Genomic DNA, 20,877 nt, shown 5'->3' with positions numbered 1-20,877 from the left:
GTGCCAGCCGGGTACAGCGGCCGGAACACTGCCGTGGAGGCACCCACCCGTACGACGCCGTGCAGCACGTCGAGGCCAGGGAGCTCAAGGTCACCCTGTGGTATCCGACTGAGCAGCGCGACGGGCAGCGCTCGCCCTACATGACAGCCAAGGAAGCGGAACTCCTCCTGAAAGGCTCCGGGATCTCGACCGCGCCGTACGACACGCTGAGCAGGACACGAACCAACGCCGTCAAGAACGCCGACCCCTCCGGGCGCAAGCTTCCGCTGGTGGTGCTCTCACCCGGCTTCACCAAGCCGATGAGCACGCTCACCTCCCTGGCCGAGGAGCTCGCCAGCCGAGGCTACGTCGTGGCAGGCATCGACCACACCCACGAAAGCTACGCCACCACCCTTTCCGACGGCCGGGTCGCCGAATGCCTCGCCTGCGACAGCGACACCGACCCGGGCTCCCACGCCGCACTGGTCCAGGGCCGGGCCGCCGACGTCTCCTTCGTCCTCGACCAGCTGACCTCCGAGTGGGACGGACACGACCTGATCGACCGCACCCGGATCGCGATGGTAGGCCAGTCGATCGGCGGGGCCGGCGCAGTGGCGGCCATGGTCAAAGACCCACGCATACGCGCCGGAATCGACATGGACGGCACCACTTATGCCCGGATCCCCAAGAGCGGCCTCTCCCGGCCGTTCATGTTCCTGGGTTCGCACAAGCATGTCCCGGGCGGCCGCGACAATTCTTGGGACCGTGACTGGAAGCTGCTGACCGGGTGGAAACGCTGGCTCGTGCTGTCGGACGCCGAACACCAGTCCTTCACCGACATCCCACTGCTGGCAGACGTCCTCGGCATCGAACCTCTCCCTGGCATGATGCCCGCGGCCCGTGGCGCAGAGCTCACCCGCACGTACGTGGCGGCCTTCCTCGACCAGCACCTGAAATCACGACGACAACCCCTCCTGGACAAGCCGACATCACGCTACCCCGAGGTCGAGTTCTGCCCCGCGACCTGCGGCCAATCCTGAGATCCCGCGCATCTCGAGGTGCGGGTAGCCGGCCCCAGCACGGGCGATGCCCCGGCCACTGGCAACCGGGCCGTCAGCCTGGCCACCACCACCGTCGTCGTGATCGTGATTCGTCAGGTGGTCGTGGCCGGCCTGTGGATGCGGCGCCCCTCGGAGCCTGCCTGTGAAGGGGACCCGCCGATCTGACGGGACCAAGGGGATCCGGACGCGGCTCGTTCCGCCGTCGACCGGGCTGGATCCCGACCCTTGCCGGGGACCGATGGCTCCTGACTGCGGCGCGTTCTTCGTCGACGACCGAACCCCCAAGACACGAGGTGGGCCGATGAGGCATCGCTGTGACGAGGCAAATCATCCTTTGCGCGGGGTCCTGATTGGCCCGGCCGCCGTACGGAACGTTGTACATAGGGGTTGGACATAGGGGCATGTCTATGGCGCGCTGCCTGGTCACCGGGGCGACCGGCTACATCGGCGGGCGCCTGGTACCCGAACTACTCGCTGCCGGGCACCAGGTGCGCTGCATGGCGCGCTCACCCGGAAGACTGCGGCATCTGCCGTGGGTGGCCGGGACGGAGGTCGTCGAGGCCGACGCCGCCGACCCGGCGCGCACGCGCGACGCCCTGGAGGGCGTCGAGGTGGCCTACTACCTGATCCACACCATGGGCGCGGACGGCCAGTTCGCCGAGCGTGACCGCCGGGCGGCCTTGACGTTCGCCGAAGCGGCCGAGCGGACGGGTGTGCGGCGCATCGTCTATCTCGGCGGGCTCGCCCCGCACGAGAAGCTGTCCCCGCACCTGCGTTCCAGGGCCGAGGTGGGGGAGATCTTCCTGCGCGCGGGCGTTCCCGCGGTCGTACTGCGCGCGGCGGTGATCATCGGCTCGGGGTCGGCCTCTTTCGAGATGCTGCGCCATCTGACCGAGCGGCTGCCCGTCATGACGACGCCGAGCTGGGTTCGCAGTCTCACCCAGCCCATCGCCGTACACGACGTATTGCGCTACCTCACCGCCTGGGCCGACGTTCCAGGAACGGTCAACCGTGCCTTCGACGTGGGCGGCCCGGACGTGCTGACCTATGCCGACATGATGCACGGGTACGCGGCTGTGGCCGGCCTGCCGCGACGGTTGATCATCCCCGTGCCCCTGCTCACGCCGAGGTTGTCGAGCCACTGGGTCGGCCTGGTCACCCCCGTTCCCGCGGGCATCGCCCGGCCGCTGGTCGAATCCCTGCGCAACCAGGCCGTCTGCGGCGAGCACGATATCGCCTGGTATGTTCCGGACCCGCCGGACGGGCTGATTGGCTTCCGCCAGGCGGTGTCCCTCGCCCTGAAGAAGATCAAAGAGGCCGACGTCGCCACCCGCTGGTCCTCGGCCTCAACCCCGGGCGCTCCCAGCGACCCCCTGCCCACCGACCCCGACTGGGCGGGCGGCAGCCTCTACATCGATCACCGCTCCCGTCCCGTGCCCGCGGACCCCCAGGCGCTGTGGCAGGTCATCGAGGGGGTCGGCGGCCGCAATGGCTGGTACTCGCTGCCGGTCGCGTGGCAGCTGCGCGGGCTGCTGGACCGGCTCGTCGGCGGAGTCGGTTTGCGCCGAGGCCGGCGCGACGCCACCCGGTTGCGGGTCGGAGACTCCATCGACTTCTGGCGCGTGGAGGAGTTGCTGCCCGGACGCCTCCTGCGGCTGCGCGCCGAGATGCGGCTACCCGGACTGGCGTGGCTGGAACTGGGTGTCACCCGCTCCGGCGGGTGCACCGTCTACACCCAGCGGGCGATCTTCCATCCGCGCGGCCTGCTCGGCCACCTTTACTGGCAGGCGATCTCGCCCTTCCACGGCCTGATCTTCGGCCGCATGCCCCTCAACGTGGCGGCGGCCGCCCGCCGCCTGAGCGAACGGGCGGAATACCGCTACGGCTTCGCCTTCGACGACCGGCACCGGCCGCTCCTCGCCGTGTTCGGCATCCGGCCGCGGACATGCCAGGTGACACTCACCGCCGACCTACTGCGCGTCCGCTTCGGGCCGTGGCTCATGGTGACGCCCCTGAGCAACGTGGCCGCCGCCGAGCTCTCAGGCCCCTACACGCCGCTCAAGGCCATCGGCGTACGCATGTCACTCAGCGACCACGGGCTCACCTTCGGCAGCAGCACCGAGCGCGGCGTCTGCATCCGGTTCCACCGGCCGGTGCGTGGCAGCGAACCGCTCGGCCTGTTGCGCCATCCCGCACTGACCGTCACCGTCGACGCCCCAGAACATCTCATGGCCCGGCTCCAACGACCACGCGCGCAGTAGCCGGACACCGCTGCAGGCCGTTGGCCCATGGGCCCGAAGGTGGCCACGATCACCCGTCCTCGGGGGGCGCAGGCACCGCTCGAGCGAGACCAAGTAGACGGCACGTTCGTCAGGCTCGATGGGGAAGTGATAGACGGACGGTCGCGCCTGAACGTGTACCGGCGGTTCGGATGCGGGTCGAGGACGTCGGCGCGGGCCTCGGCGGCCCTTCCGTGCTCCCGATCCACCCCATGACTCAAGGCGACCGTCCCCTCGGGAGATTCTGGGGAAATTCGCTCGACGGTCGGGGGCGGCCGCTGTCAGCATGGGCGGTGATGTACCGAGCCTAGGAACACCTCGATCACAGCAGGGGATGGTCCCCGGAGACCTATGGACTGTCGCCCTGTTTGTGCTGTTCGTCAGCGGCGGCGCGCCGCTCCCCATCAAGACGACACCTGTGGTCGAGAGACGGACATCTCATGAAATTCCATGAATACGCAAGATATGACGCTGTCGGAATCAGCGACCTGATCAAGGCGGGCGAGATCACCGCCGACGAAGTCGAGGCCACCGCCAGACAGGCCCTGACCGTCACGAACACCAAGCTGAACGGCCTGGCGCTGCCGATCCTCTCTCCGGCGCTCGACCATGCCGAGGACGGCCCGTTCGCCGGCGTGCCGTTCCTGATCAAGGACCACGGACCGGTCGCCGCCCAGCTCGGCCGGGAGCCTCGGCGTTGAAAGGCCATGGGAACAAGGAGGCGCGCTGGGATCACCAGCAGAAGATCTGCGCGGCCGATGGTCAACGAGCGGCCGATCGTGCTTTCGACCTGGCCACCCACCCGCGTATGGAGCCGACCTCGGCCGATGAGGCCATCGAGGTGTCTTGGACTGGAGGCCGATGATCCCTGAGCGTTGGCTCTCAGTGGACGGTCTGTGTCCAGCACCATCTTCCCGCCTGCGGATTGTCGCGTAAGGCCGCACTCGGCTATCTTGGAATAGTCATTCCAAGTTGGGGAGTTCTGGATGCCGGATGTGAAGCATTTCGATCCCGACGCGGTGCTGGGGCAGGTGGAGTGCGTGTTCTGGCAGCGAGGCACCACCTCGGTCCCGATCGCCGACGTGGTGGCGACGACTGGGCTCAGCCGCTCCAGCCTGTACGCCACCTTCGGCGGCAAGCACGAGCTATATGTCCAGGCGCTGCGGCGCTACGTCGAGTGGCGCTCGCAGCCGGTCTTCGACCGCCTGGCCGCGGACGAGCGCGGGCTGCCCGCCCTCGCCGACTTCTTCGACCGGCTGATCCAGGTCCGGTGCGAAGGGGAGCATGCACGCTGGGGGTGCATGGTCTCCAACGCCCACGCCGGGGCCGAGGGCGGCGATCCGCAGGTCCGGCGCGTGCTGGACCTGCACCAGCAGCGACTCCGTACGGCGATGCGCACCGCATTGGATGTCGCCGGCGCCAAGGCGCAGGTGCGAGCGGGGCTGGACCTGCAGGCCACCGCCGAACTGCTGGCACTGGTGGCCTACGGAGTCAACCTGCGCTCCCGAGCCGGCGCCGACCCGGCCGAACTGCGGGCAAGCGTGTCCGCGGTGCTCGGCTGCCTTCAATCCTGAGGAGAAGACCATGACCGAGAACCCGACGACAAGACCAGCCGTAGTCATCTTCGACGTGAACGAGACGCTCACCGACATGGAGCCGTTGTGGGTCCGCTTCGAAGAAATCGGACTGCCCCCGGGGTCGATGGCCACCTGGTTCGCGAGCGTGCTGCGCGACGGATTCGCCCTCACCGCTGCCGGCGGTTATGCCGAGTTCGCCGCCATCGCCGCCGATGTGCTCAGAGGATTGCTCGACCCCAGGAGAACGGATGCCGACGAGGCGGTCAAGCATGTGCTGCGCGGCTTCACCGAACTGCGCGTGCACGACGACGTCCCCGACGGGATGCGCGCGCTGCACATGAGCGGCATCCGGCTGTTCACCATGACCAATGGCGCCGCAGCGATGACCGAGCAAATCCTGGCCCGCGAGGGGCTGCTCGATCTGGTGGAGGCGAGGCTGGATGTGAGCGGACCCCGTGTATGGAAGCCCGGCCGCGCCGCCTACGACTACGCGGTCGATCGCGCAGGAGTGCGGCCAGATCAGGCGGCCCTGGTCGCGGTACACCCGTGGGACATCGACGGCGCCCAGCGGGCCGGCCTGATCGGGGCGTGGCTTGATCGTCGCGGCGGGCCGTACCCGAGTGTGATGAGCGCCCCGCGTGTGTCGGCGCCTGACCTCAGCGCGCTGGCCGACCTGTGGCTGGACGCGTGAGGACACCGGCAGAAAAGATCATCGTGCCCAGTGTCTGTTGGCCATGAGGTCAGCTCAGATGCCGGCAAGAATGGTTCAGGCCAGGGCCGAGATCTCGATCCGGGTGTGGTCGGTGGGGGCCACCAGGCAGGAAAGCACGACGTTTCCCCGCTCCAGGCGTTCTCCCATGGATGAGGTGAGCCGGGTCGTGCGCTCGATCTCGTACGGACTGCCGGCTTGAGGGGTCACGCGGAGCCGCAACAGCCAGATGTAGCGTCCGTTGAGCTTGTTGGACGTTTTCTCGGCCCCCAGGACCGCCGCGTCGCACGGCACCGCCGCCGCGCGCTCCTCCGGTGTGAAGGATTGCAGCGCGGCGGATTCCAGGCTCGCGAACGAGATGGAGCCCATGGTCAGCACCCCCGCGCCCAGGAGCAGGAACGTCGCGCTGACGTGGGCCCCGACCCGGGTGTGCGGCTTACGCCTCAACACGAGGAACAGCACCACGCCACGATCAATGCGATTACGGCGAGTGTCCCGAAGACGACCGATGCCATCGTTCTTCCTCACGCTGAAAGGCGGGGCCTGGCGGGCCGGCCTTGTCCATCCGTTCCGATGCCGGCACTTGATCAGGTGCCGCTTGCATGGCGACTGCAGCCCGCATGATCGCGCTGCTTTGTCGTAGGCGGCACCGGTGCAACATTCCGGCAAGCGGGCCGGCGCCAGCCCCACAGTGGAAGCGGCCCACCACAACCAACATCCGGTGGCCCGTCCGCTGGCGGCCGTCACTGATGCGGGAGGTCGATGCCGGCCGCGCGCAGGTTCGCTTCGACCAGCGCGTTCAGCCGGGCGATGGACGGCTCCTGGTCTTCGCGGTGGTGGTTGACCAGTCCGTACCGGGCGGCGGCATCGGACTGGTTCCCCAACCCCGTCGGCATCGCCAGCACCGCACGGTTGGCCAGCAGCTTGTCGGCCAGCGCGGAGGCCAGCTCCTCGATCCGCGGGTCCTCCGGATCCCAGGCCCTCGCATCCAAGCCGCGTTTGGTCAGCGCGACGAACTCGGGGTCGCCGAGCGAATGTTCGAGCTGGGTCAGGAAGCTGTCGAAGATCTCCGGAATCAGCGCCCGGGCCAGCACCAGAGCCTCCCGTTGAGTGGCCACGTAGTCGGGACTGAAGCCGAGATCGGCGAGTCGGTCCAAGACCACGCAAGCCCGGTCGGGCAGCAGGACCCGGTCGCCATGGGCGAGCCGGTGCAGCGTGTCGCGGCGCGCGATCAGGTCCTCGATCCGTTCGGTGAGCCGACGATGGACATCGTCCAGGGCGGCGGCGAACCGCTCGGGATCGGCGTCGAGCAGGTCACCGATCTCGGCAAGCGGCACGCCGGCCCCGGCGAGGGTCCGGACCTGGACCAGCCGGAGCAAGTCCGACCCGCAGACCGGGGAGTTCCTCGTGTGGGACGAGGCGGCAGGCGGAAGGGTCAGCCAGCCGCCGGCCTTCCAGGGCGGCGGCGGGCTGGTCTCCACCGTCGACGACTACCACGCCTACTTCCAGATGCTGCTGAATCACGGTATGCACGGCAGCGAACAGATCTTGTCCCGGCCCGCCGTCGAGCTGATGACCACCAATCACCTCACGCCCGAGCAACAAGCTGCCCGGGACGCCCTGTACAGGAACAACGTCCATCTCATGTTCGGTCAAGGGCAGCAGGGCGGTTGGGGCTTCGGGATGGCGGTGCGCACCTACCGCGGCGACTACGCGCCCATCGGCCAGTTCGGCTGGGACGGCGGCACCGGCACCACGGCCTACGCCGACCCGACCAACCAGCTCACCGGCATCCTGCTCACCCAGGTCGGGCTGTCCACCCCGGATTCGATGCGGCTCATCCACGACTTCTGGACCACGCCCTACCAGCCCATCGACGACTGACAACGAGCTCGCTGAGCTCGGCGTGGCCGGCCCACATGCGCAGACACCGGCCAGCGCGGCCCGTGCCTTACATCGCAGGGCTGACCAGTCCTGTTTGGTAAGCGATGACGACCAGTTGCGCACGGTCGCGCGCACCCAGTTTGGCCATCGCGTGGCTGACATGGGTGCGCGCGGTGGCCGGGCTGAGAAACAACTCGGCGCCGATCTCGTGATTGCTCAGGCCCCGCCCCACCAGGGCCAGCACTTCGCGCTCGCGCTCGGTCAGCACCGCGAGCCGGTCCTCCGCGGCCCGGGCAGCCGTTCGTCGCGCGGTGAACTGGCCGATGAGGCGTCGGGTGATGCGCGGCGCGAGCAGCGCGTCTCCGGCGGCGATCACCCGGATGGCCTGTAGGAGCTCGGCCGGTCCGGCGTCTTTGAGCAGGAAGCCGCTGGCGCCGGCTTGCAACGCGTCGAAGACGTACTCGTCGGTGTCGTAGGTGGTGAGGATGAGGACGCGGACCTGCTCCAACCCGTGCGTCTGGGCGATCCGGGCGGTGGCTTGAATCCCGTCCACCTTAGGCATGCGGATGTCCATGAGGACGACGTCGGGGCGGGTGGCGCGGGCCCGTTCGACGGCTTCGGCGCCGTTGGCGGCTTCCCCCACCACAGTGATGTCGTCCTCGAGGTCGAGCAGGACCTTGAACCCGGATCGCACGAGACCCTCGTCATCGGCGAGCAGCACCTTGATGAGAGTGTTGGTCAACGGTGATGCGGCTGCCGCGTTCACAGGCGCGACCCGGTCGGCGTGAGGGGCAGCCGTGCCCTGACTTCGAACCCGCCGCCTGGAATCGGCCCGGCGTCGAGTTCTCCGCCCAGCAGCTGACAGCGCTCGCGCATGCCGACAATTCCGCGGCCGGGCTTGGCCGAGCTGCCACTGCTGGTCGGATGCGGGGCCGGTAGGTAGGGGTCCGCGGAGTCATGGCCTGGGGCGGCACGACGGCCCTCATCGGTCACGCGGATCTCCAACGCCTCGATACCGGGGTTCAGCGCGACCGTCACCCGAGTCGGGCCGACGTGGCGGACCACGTTGGTGATCGATTCCTGAACGATTCGGTAGGCGGCACTTCCCACCGCACTGGGCAACGGCCCCGCGGGCGGGGTTTCTTCGAGCTTGACATCGAGTCCCGCCTCGCGTGCCTTGACGGCCAGTTCGTCGATCTGCCCGAGCCCCGGGTACGGCCTCCGCCCGTCGTCGTCACCGTCGTCGTCACGGAGCACCCCAAGGATGGCCCGCATCTCCCGCAGCGCCCGGGAACTGGTCTGCTCGATGGCGCGCAGCGCCTCGCGCGCCACTTCCGGCCGCTTGTCCAGCACGTGCGCGGTGACACCGGACTGGACGTTGATGATCGCTATGGCGTGCGCGACGGTGTCGTGGACCTCGCGCGCGATCCGGAGCCGTTCGGCGCCGACCCGCGCCCGCGCTTCCTCCTCGCGTGTCCGTTCAGCCAACTCAGCGCGCTCCTGCGCTTCGACCGCGATGACCTGTCGGGACCGGACGGACTCGCCCAGGGCCGCGCTCATGACCGACGCGCCGATCCGGAAGTACACCCAGCCGATGGCGGCGCGTGGCTCGATGTCGGCCGCGGCGACCAGCCAGCCGATGGCGAGCACCGAGGTGCCCACGCCGGCGATCACCAGCGACCGGCGTCCTTCCCCGTAGGCGGCGAGGGTGTACAGGGCGACGAAGAGCCCGAGCCAGCCGGGCCCGTCCGGGAAGTCAAGGGTGTAGTACACCAGGCTGGCGAGCGCGGTGGTGACGAACACCGGCACCGGCCACCGGCGGCGGACGGCAACGACCACGCCACTCACGATCAGCAGGACATATCCCAGATTTCCGAGGTCGGTGAGGGGACGCTGTATCACCTCGCCGACGTTGCGGACTATCGTGCCCTGAACCTGCATCACGGTGATGAAGAGCGCGAGTAGCACGTCCTGCGCCGCCGTCGGCAGGCGCAACGACACCACGCGGTGTTCCATGCCGCGATCCTACGGTCGCCGCCCGCGTAAATGCTCCGCCCAGACGCGCGGCCGCCTACGACGACGGGCGTACCGAGGCACGTGTCGTCTACGCAGAACTGCGTAGACGCTGCCATCCGCTGTCGGAGGCCGCGGCCGCCTCGATAGAGCGACGATCGATTGCGTGAAACCCCTCCCAAGCGCTCGCGCTCGTCACCGGGACCTCGACCGGCACAGGCCGAGTCACCGCGCTGCGGGCGCCCGTCATTCGACCGAAAGGATCCTCAATGTCCGTCCTGTTTGTGCTTGCCGCACAGGCGGCCTCGCCGGTCTGTACGACGCCGGCAGAATGCGCGGGCCAGGGTGTCGATACTTTCATCGGGACCCCTGAGCGAATCTGGGCCAGTGTGGCCGCACTGGTGGCGCTGGGCGGCGTGGCCATCGGCTGGCTGGCGCTGCGCTCCGTCCGTCGTATCGGCAACGGCGGCAGGAGGGGAGCCATCGTGGCCCTGGTGGCGGGGCTGACCGGCGGGCTCAACGGAGCGGTGAAACTGGCTGTCGCCGACGGTGGTCTCGGCACCGGCAATGGAGTATTCGGGGCGGCCGTGGCCCTGATGCTTGGGCTGGTCGGTGCGGTCCTCGGCGGGCTGGCTCTGGCCCGCTCCCGCCGCACCGAGCTGAGCCGCTGACCGCAGCGAAGACAAGCGCGCGATCGACGCCGCTGATGACCGTACACACCTGGATCATCACCCGGCGGCCGCTTCTCGCGATCTTGTCCGTGTACGTACAGGCAGACAGCTCTCCATCAACGAATGGCCGCCCTACAAGTCCGACACCTACGTCAAGGCCGCGGTCAACGTCTGCCGAAAGGTGAACGCCGCGGCCGCAGCAGCAGGAGGCTGACGTGTTACACGTGATCGGCGCGGGATTCCCGCGCACCGGAACCAGATCGATGAAGGCCGCGCTGGAAAGGCTGGGCTTCGGCCCCTGCTACCACATGGCCGAAATCGGGAGCAATCCCGACCACGTCGACCGGTGGCTGCCCGCCGCCTCCGGCCGGCCGCTGGATTGGGACAGCGTGCTCGACGGCTACCGATCCACCCAGGACTGGCCGGCCAGTTTCTTCTGGCGCGAGCAGGTGGAGGTCTACCCGGACGCGAAGGTCGTCCTGACCGTCCGCGATCCGCACCGCTGGTATGTCAGCATGCAGGCTCTGATCGCCACCCGCCTGGACGTGCCGCCGGATCTGCCTGAAGCGGGGGCCGCGGTACTCAGGACGATGGAGAGGCTCCGCCCGGTTCTCGATCTCATCGGGGAGTCCACCTTCGGCGACACCTGGGATTTCCAGCGGGGCATGCCCGACGAAGAGATCGCGGTAGCGGCGTTCCACCGTCATGTGGCCGTCGTCCAGGAGAGCCTGCCCGCGGATCGCCTCCTGGTGTTCGACGTCCGCGAGGGCTGGGAGCCGCTCTGCCGGTTCCTGGGCGTCGACGCCCCCGCCGGCGAGCCGTTCCCGCACCTCAACGACTCCGAGACCATGCAGCGAGCGCTGCAACAACTGTTGACCGATGGCAGCATCGACTCGGCTTTCATTTCCGGCACGCACGACTGAACGGCATCACCCCGCCTTTCCACAGGACCGTCCTGCGGAGAGGCGCGGAGATCGTCCTCGCCCCTTTTCATGCGATTCCGTGAAACGCCTCCCAGGCGCTCGCGCTCGTCACCGCGATCCAACAGAAAGGATTCTCATGTCCGTCCGTCACTTGCTAGCCATCCCCGCAGCCGCCCTACTCGGAATTGTGGGGCTCGCCACACCGGCAGCCGCGCACGTTTTGGTCCAGCCCATCGGTGCTTACACCTTGACCTCCGGGCGGTTCTGGTCCGCGGCGGCCGCGCTGCTGGGGCTGGCCGGCGCCGTCATCGGCGGGCTGGCTCTGGCCCGCTCCGCCGGTCGTATCGGCAACGGCGGGAGGAGGGGAGCCATCGTGGCCCTGGCGGCGGGACTGGCCTGCGCGGTCATCGGCGGGCTGGTCGTGGCCGCCGCCGAGGGCGGTCCCGGCACCGGCTACGGAATAGTCGGGGGCTACGTGGACCTGGTGATCGGGCCGATCGCCATGGTCGTCGGTGGGCTGGCCCTGGCCCGCTCCCGCCGCACTGCCTGACCCGGCCCCTGGGCTGGGCCGTCCAGCTGGAGAAGGACCTGCAAGCCCAGGCCGAAGGCGGCCCAGCAGTCCTGACCCAGCTGACCAGCGTGTGCTCTTCCCGGATAGCCGCCCCCTTCCGTCGGCCGCAGGAGCAGGTCAAGGTTGAGCGCCCGCAGCGCAGCCAGGACGACCGACCTTGACCTGTGACGATGACCGACCACCATCACGGCACCCGGGAAGAGCACACTCCTCCTCCAGAGGCGATCGGAATGATCGAGGTCTGTTGGGCGCCATCCGGAGCGGCGCCCTCCGCTCACAGCAACAGCCCGTCTTCGCAGGACATCAGCTCATAGCAGTCGTCTTTGCACGACATCGGCGATGACGGCGTTCACGACCTTGCCGACGTCCTCAGGCTCCGGCGGGACCCCCTCCCGGCCGGCGAACAGCATGTGTCCGGCCCCGATCAGGGAAAGCGCCAGCGCATCCACATCGGCGTCCGCCGCGATGCGGCCCAGCTCGCCCTCCTCGTTCAGGTAGGCGGCGATCACGGCCGCGGCATCCGTCAAGACCGGGACACCGGGAGCCGGCCGGGCCTGACGCAGCCGGGCACGCAACTCGTCCCGGAAGATGACGAGTCCGACGATCGCCACGGCGACCGAGTCGAACAGGTCAATAAGCGCCCCGGTCAGGTTGCCAGCGACGTCGCCGGTCCCGGCGGAGCCGCGAAGGGCGTCGGCCTGGCCCTCGAGCCGGGCGATGCGGTCCCGCACGAGCTCGGCGAGGAAGGCGTCGAAGTCCTCGAAGTGCCGGTGCAGGACACCCTTGGCGACGCCCGCCTCCGCCGTGACCGCCCGGCTGGTCAGGCCGTTCGCCCCGTCCCGGAGCAGGACGCGCTCGGCGGCGTCGAACAACTGCTGCCGCACATCCCGGAGGGCCACTCCAGTCGGCATCGCCCGTTCCTCCTTCTTCCCACGCTTTCGCCCGCCCTTCGCTCACCGCGAACCGCTGCCGGGTTGCGTAGTGGGCACTTGCCCACTACCGTGGGCGCATGCCCACTCTATCGCAGGAGCAACCAGAGCCTCCGCGGAACGAGCCCCATAAGGCCAGGCAGATGGCGGAGTCGTTCGGGGTCCACGCCGAACGCTACGACCGGGCCCGGCCCGACTATCCCGACGCCTTGGTGCAGCAGATCATCACCGCCAGCCCCGGTCTGGACATCGTCGACGTCGGCTGCGGCACCGGCATAGAAGCCCGTCAGTTCCTGGCGGCCGGGTGCACGGTGCTGGGTGTCGAGCCGGACGTCCGGATGGCCGAGTTCGCCCGCCGCACCGGGGTCGAGGTCGAGGTGGCGACGTTCGAGGACTGGGACGCCGCCGGTCGTACCTTCGACGCGGTCGTCGCCGGGCAGTCCTGGCACTGGGTGGACCCCGTCGCGGGCCCGGCCAAGGCGGCGCAGGTGCTGCGTCCCGGCGGCCTGCTGGCGGTGTTCGCGCACGCATACGACCCGCCGCCCGTCGTCGCGGAGGCGTTCGCCACCGTCTTCCGGAAGGTGGCGCCCAACTCGCCGCTCAGCGCCGGACCGCCGCGGCCGGCCCAGGACATCTACCAGGCGATGTTCGCCACGTTCGCCGACGGCATCCGGAAGACGGCCGGGTTCGGCGAGCCGGAGCAGTGGCGATTCGACTGGGAGCAGTACTACAGCCGCGACGATTGGCTCGACCTGCTGCCCACCACCGGCGCGCTCACCCAACTCCCACCAGACGAACTGGCCGAGGTGCTGGAGGGCGTCGGGGCCGCCATCGACGCGATCGGAGGCGGCTTCACCATGGCCTACACCACGATGGCGATCACCGCGTCACTGAACACCTGAGTCGCCCACCATTCCGAACACGCAGGGGCAGAACCGGCGACGCCGCGGCGCCGAGGCCAGTAGCAGGTTCCGGCGCGGCCGCGAGGCGCAGGGCTACTCGCCATGATCGTTCTCAGTGATGACGCTGTTCGCCGGCATCGATCACCGGTCACATGGGCAGTGCAGCCACGCTGTCACAGAAGCTCGCCATCACCGAAGCGCCAGGGTAGCTGCGCTGCATGGTCATCTGGAGACTCGCGCTGCGCGTGGCAATAGCGGCAGCAGGGCGCGGCGTGGCCAGTGCGTCGAGCCCGTGAGCGATCGCCTGTTCCACATCGTCCAGCCGAGCGCAGGCGATGCCGAGGTCCAACGCGGTGATCGCCCGCCTCGCGGGCGAGAGGCTGGGGGCCTGCTCGTACACCTCCAGCGCCTGCGAGGCGAAGGTGCGTGCCTGTTCGGCTTCACCCAGCCGCAGGCTAGAGGTCGCGGCCACCGATCACGCCAGGACCGCGTCAGCACTGAACAGGCCTGTCGCATGCGGCGCGTGCCGCTCGGCCAGGCCCAGCGGTCGAGTTTGCCGAGTTCCATGAGGGCGCGGCCGTTCGGGGTGGGGGGTACTGCCGCCATGAAGCGCGGCGCGAAGAACTTCAGCCTGACAATGCGACGTATCAGCGCCGCAGGTCGCGCCCCGCGAAGATGAGCCAGAGGTACGGCAGGGGCAACATCGCCAGCCAGAACAGGTGCGCCTGGTCCCAGTACCCGAACCCGCAGGTCGGTGGCCAGAGCCGGACCTGCTCGGGGAGCAGGATGGTCCCCAGCACCATCGCCAGCTGGACCACCACCGCGGCCATGGCGGCCTGCCGTCCGGGCGCGAACCGCACGGCGGTCGCCGCGGCCGCCAGCGCGATGCCGAGGCAGACGCCCACTTCGATGAGCAGGTCGCCGACCGGGCAGTACGGGCTCGGCTCCCTGAACGGCGACTACTGGCTCACCGCGCTCGGTCTGTCCCTGGGCATGGCCGCCCTGTCCGTCCCCTTCCTCGGCCTGGAGTCCCTGCTCGGCTTCGCCGGCCTCGGGGCCGGTGCCGCCACCATGATGCTCATCGGCAACCCGCTGTCCGGCATGACCGGCCCCTATTGGCTGCCCGCCGGCTGGGCAACCCTCGGCCAACTCCTGCCACCCGGCGCCTCCAGCAGCCTGGTCCGCGCCATCAGCTTCTTCGACGGCACCGGAGCCGGCCGCCCCGCCCTCACTCTGGCCGCATGGACTCTGGCCGGTCTGCTGCTCATCCTCTTCGCCGACCGCCGTGCCGCGCGCCGTACCCACCCCCAAGCACCCGCGCCAGCCGCGGCCTGACCGCACCCATCAAGCCGCTCACACCACAGGTGATCGCGGCCTATTCACGTCCATGAGCGCTCAGGAAGCGGCGTCGACCAGAAGACCCGGCTATGGCCGCGGACTGTGCGCGTAGAGCGGCCGCGATCCGGCTGCGTCAGGTCGGGTGGGAGCCGACGATCGTGGAGAAAGGCGCCGGAGCGGCGGCCTGGGTGCGCCAGCGCAGTGTGCACCCGGGCCGGGCAGGGCGGAAGAACGGGCGGGCCGGGCCGAATGGCTCGCCCAGGACGCGCTCGCCGACGGGGACGGCGATGGGTGACACGCCCGATGCTGAGGCTGGGGCGGCCATGTGAGTGGGCAGTCGCAGCGGGCCCGGGTGGCGTTGTACAAGCCGGCCGTCGATCAGATGCAGCCGGTGAACAGGTGGGAGAACGAGGCCGACCCGATGGGACCGGCGCTCGTCGCCGTGCGGCACGCCGGGAAGGATCACGAGGACGCCGTGCGTGGCGAGGACGGCCAGCGCGAGCGCGGCACGATCAGCATCGCTCGGTCAGAGGGTCGGAGCGTCCAGAACCGACCCGGTCGCGGCACACCGCAGGTGCTTTGGTCAGGAACTGGACAGCGAATGGCCTGGGAACTGGTCAGGCGAAGAGCCGACACTCGGCAGGCTGGTGCTGCGACGGCGAACACCGTGCCGCTGGCGGTGCTGTCTTCGTACCACTGAGGAAGGCTGATCGATTGTGAGTGAACGCGTGCGCGTGGCTGTGCTGGCGGGCGGGCCGTCCGCCGAGCATGAGGTGTCGCTGCAGTCGGCGCAGGCTGTGCTCGATGCTCTGCCGAGGGATCTGTACGAGCCCGTCGCCGTCATCATCGACCGGCAGGGCAGGTGGCCGGTGGAGCTGCGACGCGATCTGGTGGACGTGGTCTTTCCTGTGCTGCACGGGCCGTTCGGTGAGGACGGTGTCATCCAGGGTCACCTGGAGACGCTGGGCATCCCGTACGTGGGCTGCGGCGTCCTGGCCTCTGCCGTGGCCATGGACAAGGTCGCGATGCGGCGCACGTTCCTGGCGGAGGACATTCCCGTCACCCCACACGTGTGGTTCACCGAGCACGAATGGCGCAGCACCACCGACCACTGGGGTCTGGTGAAGTCGCTCGACTGGCCGATGTACGTCAAACCGGCCAACATGGGCTCCTCCATCGGCATCTCCCGTGTCACCTCCATGGAGGAGCTGCGCGCGGGCGTAGAGCTGGCGCTGACCTACGACCGGGTGGTCGTCGTCGAGCAGGGCGTGACCGCGCGCGAGCTCATCTGCGGCGTGCTCGGCGGCTATGACACGCCGGATGCTTCAGTGCCCGGCGAGCTCATCGTGCCAGGCGACTGGCTCGACTATGAGGCCAAGTACCTCAGCCAGGCCGAGATCGCCACCATCCCTGCCGTGCTGCCGGAACGGGTGGCCGAGGACGTGCGTGAGCTGGCCCTGCGCGCCTTCCGGGCGATCGGCGGCTACGGCCTGTCCCGGGTCGACTTCCTCTATGAGGAGGACACGGGACGCCTGTACGTGCTGGAGATCAACACGATGCCCGGCTTCACCTCCCGTTCCGTCTACGCCAGGGCCTGGGCCGCAAGCGGTGTCCCGTACCCGGACCTGCTGCGCCGCCTCATCGACCTCGCGTTCGCCAGGAGCGGCTCGTGATCCCCATGACGCTGAACGAGATCGCGCGGGTCGTCGGCGCAAGCCTGCACGACGTACGCGACCCGCAGGCGCTGGTGACGGCGCCCTCAGCGGTCGACTCCCGCGAGGTGGTGCCTGGTGGCCTGTTCGCCGCGACGGTCGGCGCCAACGTCGACGGCCACGACTACGCGGCCGGTGCCATCGCGAGCGGCGCCATCGCCGTGCTGGCCTCAAGGCCCGTCGGCGTGCCCGCCCTCGTGGTCGAGGACGTCCAGATCGCGCTCGGCCTGCTGGCCAAGCACCTGCTCGAACACATCAGCCCGGCCGTGATCGGCCTGACCGGGTCCGTGGGCAAGACCACGACCAAGGATCTGCTGGCCCAGGTGCTCGAACGGCACGCGGCGACGGTCGCCACCGACAGGTCGTTCAACAACGAGCTCGGGCTGCCGCTCACCGTGCTGCGTGCCGATGCCACCACCCGATACCTGGTGCTGGAGATGGGTGCGGGCCAGAAGGGCGATCTGACGTATCTGACCGAGCTCGCACCGCCCCAGGTCGGGCTGGTGCTCAATGTCGGCACCGCACACGTGGAGCGTATGGGAGGCGGGCTGGCCGACGTGGCCGAGGCCAAAGGCGAGCTGGTCGAGGCGCTTGCGGCGGACGGGTTCGCCCTGCTCAACGCCGACGACCCGTACGTCATGGGCATGGTCGGCCGCACCAGGGCCCGGATCCTGTTGTACGGCAGGTCGGTGAAGGCGGCGGTGCGAGCCGAAGACGTGCGGATGGACGACCGCGCGCGACCCGCGTTCGGGCTGGTGACGCCCTCCGGCAGCGCCCGGGTCGAGCTCGACCTCATAGGCGAGCACCAGGTGAGCAACGCCCTGGCCGCCGCCGCCGTCGCCACCGCACTCGGCTTGGGCGTCGCCGAGATCGCCGATGGGCTGAACGCCGCACGGCGGCGCTCCGCCGGCCGGTTGGAGATCGTCGAACGATCTGACGGCATCACCATCGTCAACGACGCCTACAACGCCAACCCCGAATCCATGCGGGCCGGGTTGCGGGCGGCGAAGACCCTGGCGGGCACCCGTCGTACCGTCGCCGTGCTCGGCGCGATGGGGCAGCAGGCGGACGCCTCGCGCGCCCGGCACGCGGAGATGGGCCGGCTCGTCGCCAATCTCCGCTTCGACGTGCTGATCGCGGTCGGAGCAGGAGATCCGCTCGCGATGGCGGAGGCGGCGGAGTCCTCGAACCAGGGCGTGGCCGTCCATACCGTCGAGGACGTGGCCGGGGCCATCAGGTTGGCCACCACGCTTCTCGAACCGGGAGACGTGGTGTTCGTCAAGGCCTCCAGCGAGATCGGGCTGGGTGCCTGCGCCCGTGCGCTGGCAGCGCCGCTGAGCTGAACCTGGCAGGGTGGTCACGGCGGCAGAGCACGCGCTCTGGCTGACCGGGCGAGGCAGCCGCTTGGCAACCAGGGAGATCGAGGCACGGTTCGCGGCCTACCGGGACGCTCAACCTGGTCAAGGCATTGACCCGGCACTGCAGGCGCAGCGCGTACATGGCTCGTCTCCTTGAGGACGGCTCCTTGAGGACGGCGCCGACCTGGCGTTCGTGCAGGAGCAGGTCGGGCATCGCTTCGCCGCGACGATCGCGACCTGTGTCCGCTCGGCGGAGGGAACGGCGTGACGGCGTTGGACTACCGCCGGCATCTCCGCGCCGTGATGGCCGGCCGCGGCATGTTCGCCACCGACCTACGACCGCTCCTGACCGAACGGGTTTCCTGGCAGAGCCAGAGGTGTGCCGGCTGGTCGCCGGACGGCCGGGACGGCGGAATCTGCGCATGCTGATGGCCCTGCTGGACATTCTCGGCTGCACGACAGAGGACCTGATCGAGCCGTTCCAGCGCGCGGACGGCCCCGACGGTTGAACAGCTTTTGGCCTTCTGAATGAGCAGGCACTCCGTCTAGCCTGCCGGCACAAGCTGGCGAAACGGAGTTCCATGCGCACTATCGGTCTCATCGGCGGGTTGAGCTGGGAATCGACGGTGATCTACTACCAGATCATCAATCAGCGGGTACGCGAGCGACTCGGCGGCAGCCATTCCGCCAACAGCCTCATCTGGTCGGTCGACTACACCACCGTCGAGGACCTCATCTTCGCCGACCGCTGGGACGAGGTGAGTACGTTGCTGACTGGTGCGGGCAGGAAGCTGGAGGATCTCGGCGCCGACCTCCTGCTCGTCTGCAGCAATACCTTCAGCCGGGTGAGCGACGACGTGGAGCGGGCCGTGAGCGTGCCTGTGCTGCACATCGCCGACGCTGTGGGCGCCGAGGTCCGCGCCAGGGGCATGCGCAAGGTCGGTCTGCTGGGCACTCACTTCACCATGGAGCAGCCGTTCTACCGAGATCGGCTGGCCGCCCACGGCTTCGACGTGGTCGTCCCGCGGCGTGAGCAGCGGGAGCTGGTCCACCGCGTGATCTTCGACGAATTGGTGCGCGGGGTGCTCCGGGAATCGTCCAGGGACGCGTACGCCCAGATCATCGATGATTTCGCAGACGACGGCGCTGAAGGTGTCATCCTCGGCTGCACGGAGATCGAGCTGCTGATCAGTGAGAAGGACAGCGCCATCCCGGTGCTGCCGAGCGCTCGACTGCACGCGGAGGCGGCGGCCGGCTTCGCGCTGGCCGACTGACCTAGCGCGCCGGCGTGTTGGTGCCGTACAGCTCCTGGTGCCACAGGTCGGCGCAGAGGCGTTGGATGCCGGCTGTCAGGTGGCGGCGGTAGGTGGTGAAGGGGAGGCGGAGTTGTTCCGCGGCCAGTTCCTGGGTGGGTGTGCCGCGGAGGTAGGTGGCGGTCAGGGCGCGGTGGAGCTTGACTGAGCGTGGATCCTGGCGTAGGTCGTCGATCGCCTGGCGGAGCAGGTTCCCCAGTGCTGTGGCCGGGTCTTGCCTGGCCGGGTTCTGCCCGGCCTGCCCGGCCTGCCTGGCCGGGTTCTTCCTGGCCTGCCTGGCCTGCTCGGTGATCAGCCAGGTGCGGGTCAGTGGGGATGCGGCCAGCGCGTCGGGCCGTGACAGCTGGCGCAATGCCTTGCGTACCGCCTCGGCGAACTCGGCCTCAGTCAGCACCGCCAGCTCCGTCGTGGCGGCGTTCGGGTCGCCGGCAGGCCCCGCGGCGAGCAGGTGGTTCATCCGCTCCAGCCATGCCTGCGCCGGCACCGCGCGCCAGTCATGAACGAGCAGCGTGTAGGTGTCATCGTCCAGCCGTGGCTGCTCGTCGATGTCACGCATCCCGTAACGCCGTAAACACTCCACCCACGCCTGGTCGGGATGCCGTGCCGCGATGTAGGACCAGGCCATCCGCTCGGCCCGCAGGCAAGTGCCGATCATCCGCCATTGGATCACGTCCATCACCGGCGAGTGTCCGCGTTCCGGCGGCAGCGCCCAGAGCCGGCTGACCGCCAGATGTTCCCCGGCGCGCAACGGCGTGGTGGCCCTTGCATGCGCCCACGCCGCGGCCACGATCGGGTCGGCCGCCAGCTCCTGCTCGTCGAGTTCCGCCAGCCGCAGCCACGCCGAGAACGCCACGACCTCGCCGGTCTCGGCCCGCCGATACAGCCGGAACGCCTCCGGCCGGCGTTCGGCCCAGAAAGCGGCGCAGCGCGCGGACGCCGCGCCCTCCGCCGTCGCCACCCGCAGCAACGTGCCGAGGTCCTGCTGGCGCAGCACCTCTTCCTGGAACTCGCCCCCATCGTGGCGACCGCGACGGACGCCGCGGTGGAAATCGGACGACGCCCCGCTGTCGCGATGCAGGTAGAGCAGGGCCGCCACCGCGCCGGGCACGTCCCCATCACTCGCCGTGCGCACCTTCGCCGCCAGATGCGCGTGAATGCGGTCGTGCATCACCGCATACCCCTGCGGATCGCGCCACCGCAGATCCGCCTCCAGCAACTCGCGCACCACATCATGCGGAAACAGCCCAAGCCTGCACGACTCCACGAACGGCAACCGCCGCAACCAGCCGAACAACGCCCCGGCATCCCGCGGCAAAGCCGCCCGCAGCAACTCCTCCGTCGTCATGTACGCATGCGCGCAAATCTCCAAAGCATGCCGATGCGCCGCCGACGGCAACTCACCCACCAGCTGATCCAACAGCGTGGCCACCACATCCTGATCCGGCACCCACCGCCTGCTCGCCCCGCCGTCCTTCACCGCCACCGCCGCCCCCAACAACAACGCCAGCGGATGACCACCCGCAAAAGCCAACAGCGGCCCCCGCGACTCCACCGGCACCCCACAAGAATCCACCAGCGCCTGCGCCTCGACCGGCCGCAGATCACCCAGCGCCAGCACCTGTCTCTTATACACCACTGACGCTGACGACGCAGGGTGA

General features: G+C 69.2%; 23 protein-coding genes and 1 pseudogene. 15 read left to right on the top strand and 9 right to left on the bottom strand.

Going from position 1 to position 20,877, the window contains the following annotated elements; all coding sequences use genetic code 11:
* The 5 genes and pseudogenes from ETD86_RS39440 to ETD86_RS39420 form a co-directional block, all read left to right on the top strand.
* Positions 1-1,019 (top strand): alpha/beta hydrolase family protein (locus ETD86_RS39440; protein WP_138671738.1); only part of this gene is annotated, 1,019 nt, incomplete at its 5' end.
* Positions 1,020-1,447: 428 nt separating this feature from the next.
* Positions 1,448-2,905: pseudogene (locus ETD86_RS39435) on the top strand (SDR family oxidoreductase); the annotation flags it as partial.
* An 854-nt stretch (positions 2,906-3,759) separates the two neighbouring features.
* Complete coding sequence (locus tag ETD86_RS39430; RefSeq protein WP_138671737.1) at positions 3,760-4,020, top strand: hypothetical protein; 261 nt, start codon at positions 3,760-3,762, stop codon at positions 4,018-4,020.
* A 285-nt stretch (positions 4,021-4,305) separates the two neighbouring features.
* Positions 4,306-4,893, top strand: coding sequence for a TetR/AcrR family transcriptional regulator (locus ETD86_RS39425; RefSeq protein WP_138671736.1), 588 nt, complete (start codon positions 4,306-4,308; stop codon positions 4,891-4,893).
* 10 nt (positions 4,894-4,903) lie between these two features.
* Positions 4,904-5,587, top strand: coding sequence for a haloacid dehalogenase type II (locus ETD86_RS39420; protein ID WP_138671735.1), 684 nt, complete (start codon positions 4,904-4,906; stop codon positions 5,585-5,587).
* A 75-nt stretch (positions 5,588-5,662) separates the two neighbouring features.
* On the opposite strand, the gene ETD86_RS39415 is transcribed toward ETD86_RS39420, so the two are convergent.
* Together ETD86_RS39415 and ETD86_RS39410 are read right to left on the bottom strand one after the other, a co-directional pair.
* Positions 5,663-6,067: a hypothetical protein gene (locus tag ETD86_RS39415; protein ID WP_138671734.1), complete on the bottom strand. Its 405-nt coding sequence runs from the start codon at positions 6,065-6,067 to the stop codon at positions 5,663-5,665.
* 281 nt (positions 6,068-6,348) lie between these two features.
* Positions 6,349-6,942: a MerR family transcriptional regulator gene (locus tag ETD86_RS39410; protein ID WP_246148941.1), complete on the bottom strand. Its 594-nt coding sequence runs from the start codon at positions 6,940-6,942 to the stop codon at positions 6,349-6,351.
* Between ETD86_RS39410 and ETD86_RS39405 the strand changes: the two genes are divergently transcribed.
* Positions 6,857-7,489, top strand: a complete 633-nt coding sequence (locus tag ETD86_RS39405) for a serine hydrolase (RefSeq protein ID WP_246148938.1) — start codon at positions 6,857-6,859, stop codon at positions 7,487-7,489. The two genes, ETD86_RS39410 and ETD86_RS39405, sit on opposite strands and share 86 nt — an antisense overlap.
* A gap of 67 nt (positions 7,490-7,556) precedes the next feature.
* Here the strand turns inward: ETD86_RS39405 and ETD86_RS39400 are convergent, their stop codons facing one another.
* Positions 7,557-8,210: a response regulator transcription factor gene (locus ETD86_RS39400; RefSeq protein ID WP_425465686.1), complete on the bottom strand. Its 654-nt coding sequence runs from the start codon at positions 8,208-8,210 to the stop codon at positions 7,557-7,559.
* Between the two features lie 41 nt (positions 8,211-8,251).
* Complete coding sequence (locus tag ETD86_RS39395; protein WP_138671732.1) at positions 8,252-9,505, bottom strand: sensor histidine kinase; 1,254 nt, start codon at positions 9,503-9,505, stop codon at positions 8,252-8,254.
* 266 nt (positions 9,506-9,771) lie between these two features.
* Between ETD86_RS39395 and ETD86_RS39390 the strand changes: the two genes are divergently transcribed.
* From ETD86_RS39390 to ETD86_RS39380, 3 genes are all read left to right on the top strand, one after another.
* Positions 9,772-10,173 (top strand): DUF6223 family protein, encoded by a 402-nt coding sequence (locus tag ETD86_RS39390; protein ID WP_138671731.1) that lies wholly within the window; start codon positions 9,772-9,774, stop codon positions 10,171-10,173.
* A 215-nt stretch (positions 10,174-10,388) separates the two neighbouring features.
* Complete coding sequence (locus tag ETD86_RS39385) at positions 10,389-11,096, top strand: sulfotransferase family protein (RefSeq protein ID WP_170223497.1); 708 nt, start codon at positions 10,389-10,391, stop codon at positions 11,094-11,096.
* A gap of 136 nt (positions 11,097-11,232) precedes the next feature.
* The gene (locus ETD86_RS39380; protein WP_246148932.1) at positions 11,233-11,646 is read left to right on the top strand and encodes a DUF6223 family protein; all 414 of its coding nucleotides are present in this window, start codon (positions 11,233-11,235) and stop codon (positions 11,644-11,646) included.
* Positions 11,647-11,975: 329 nt separating this feature from the next.
* On the opposite strand, the gene ETD86_RS39375 is transcribed toward ETD86_RS39380, so the two are convergent.
* Positions 11,976-12,578 (bottom strand): TetR/AcrR family transcriptional regulator, encoded by a 603-nt coding sequence (locus ETD86_RS39375; RefSeq protein ID WP_138671730.1) that lies wholly within the window; start codon positions 12,576-12,578, stop codon positions 11,976-11,978.
* A 98-nt stretch (positions 12,579-12,676) separates the two neighbouring features.
* Between ETD86_RS39375 and ETD86_RS39370 the strand changes: the two genes are divergently transcribed.
* Positions 12,677-13,498, top strand: coding sequence for a class I SAM-dependent methyltransferase (locus ETD86_RS39370; protein ID WP_138671729.1), 822 nt, complete (start codon positions 12,677-12,679; stop codon positions 13,496-13,498).
* A 148-nt stretch (positions 13,499-13,646) separates the two neighbouring features.
* On the opposite strand, the gene ETD86_RS39365 is transcribed toward ETD86_RS39370, so the two are convergent.
* Positions 13,647-13,970, bottom strand: a complete 324-nt coding sequence (locus tag ETD86_RS39365; RefSeq protein ID WP_138671728.1) for a tetratricopeptide repeat protein — start codon at positions 13,968-13,970, stop codon at positions 13,647-13,649.
* Between the two features lie 175 nt (positions 13,971-14,145).
* A complete protein-coding gene (locus ETD86_RS39360; protein WP_138671727.1) occupies positions 14,146-14,403 on the bottom strand; it encodes a hypothetical protein in 258 nt (85 codons plus the stop codon).
* Between the two features lie 4 nt (positions 14,404-14,407).
* Between ETD86_RS39360 and ETD86_RS39355 the strand changes: the two genes are divergently transcribed.
* On the top strand, positions 14,408-14,833 hold the full coding sequence (locus ETD86_RS39355; RefSeq protein ID WP_211370603.1) for a hypothetical protein: 426 nt from the start codon (positions 14,408-14,410) through the stop codon (positions 14,831-14,833).
* Positions 14,834-14,969: 136 nt separating this feature from the next.
* On the opposite strand, the gene ETD86_RS57460 is transcribed toward ETD86_RS39355, so the two are convergent.
* On the bottom strand, positions 14,970-15,134 hold the full coding sequence (locus tag ETD86_RS57460) for a hypothetical protein (protein ID WP_211370602.1): 165 nt from the start codon (positions 15,132-15,134) through the stop codon (positions 14,970-14,972).
* Positions 15,135-15,552: 418 nt separating this feature from the next.
* On the opposite strand from ETD86_RS57460, the gene ETD86_RS39345 reads away from it, so the two are divergent.
* The 4 genes from ETD86_RS39345 to ETD86_RS39330 all read left to right on the top strand — a co-directional run bounded on the left by ETD86_RS39345 (position 15,553) and on the right by ETD86_RS39330 (position 19,180).
* Positions 15,553-16,509, top strand: coding sequence for a D-alanine--D-alanine ligase family protein (locus ETD86_RS39345; RefSeq protein WP_138671725.1), 957 nt, complete (start codon positions 15,553-15,555; stop codon positions 16,507-16,509).
* A 5-nt stretch (positions 16,510-16,514) separates the two neighbouring features.
* Positions 16,515-17,891, top strand: coding sequence for a UDP-N-acetylmuramoyl-tripeptide--D-alanyl-D-alanine ligase (locus ETD86_RS39340; protein ID WP_246148943.1), 1,377 nt, complete (start codon positions 16,515-16,517; stop codon positions 17,889-17,891).
* A gap of 392 nt (positions 17,892-18,283) precedes the next feature.
* Complete coding sequence (locus ETD86_RS59745) at positions 18,284-18,415, top strand: helix-turn-helix domain-containing protein (RefSeq protein WP_211370601.1); 132 nt, start codon at positions 18,284-18,286, stop codon at positions 18,413-18,415.
* Positions 18,416-18,487: 72 nt separating this feature from the next.
* Positions 18,488-19,180, top strand: a complete 693-nt coding sequence (locus ETD86_RS39330) for an aspartate/glutamate racemase family protein (protein ID WP_138671723.1) — start codon at positions 18,488-18,490, stop codon at positions 19,178-19,180.
* Position 19,181: 1 nt separating this feature from the next.
* Here the strand turns inward: ETD86_RS39330 and ETD86_RS39325 are convergent, their stop codons facing one another.
* Complete coding sequence (locus ETD86_RS39325) at positions 19,182-20,852, bottom strand: hypothetical protein (RefSeq protein WP_138671722.1); 1,671 nt, start codon at positions 20,850-20,852, stop codon at positions 19,182-19,184.
* Positions 20,853-20,877 lie beyond the last annotated feature (25 nt).

This window comes from Nonomuraea turkmeniaca, assembly GCF_005889735.1.
Classification (GTDB): Bacteria; Actinomycetota; Actinomycetes; order Streptosporangiales; family Streptosporangiaceae; genus Nonomuraea; species Nonomuraea turkmeniaca.
This window is presented reverse-complemented; position numbering and strand designations above follow the sequence as displayed.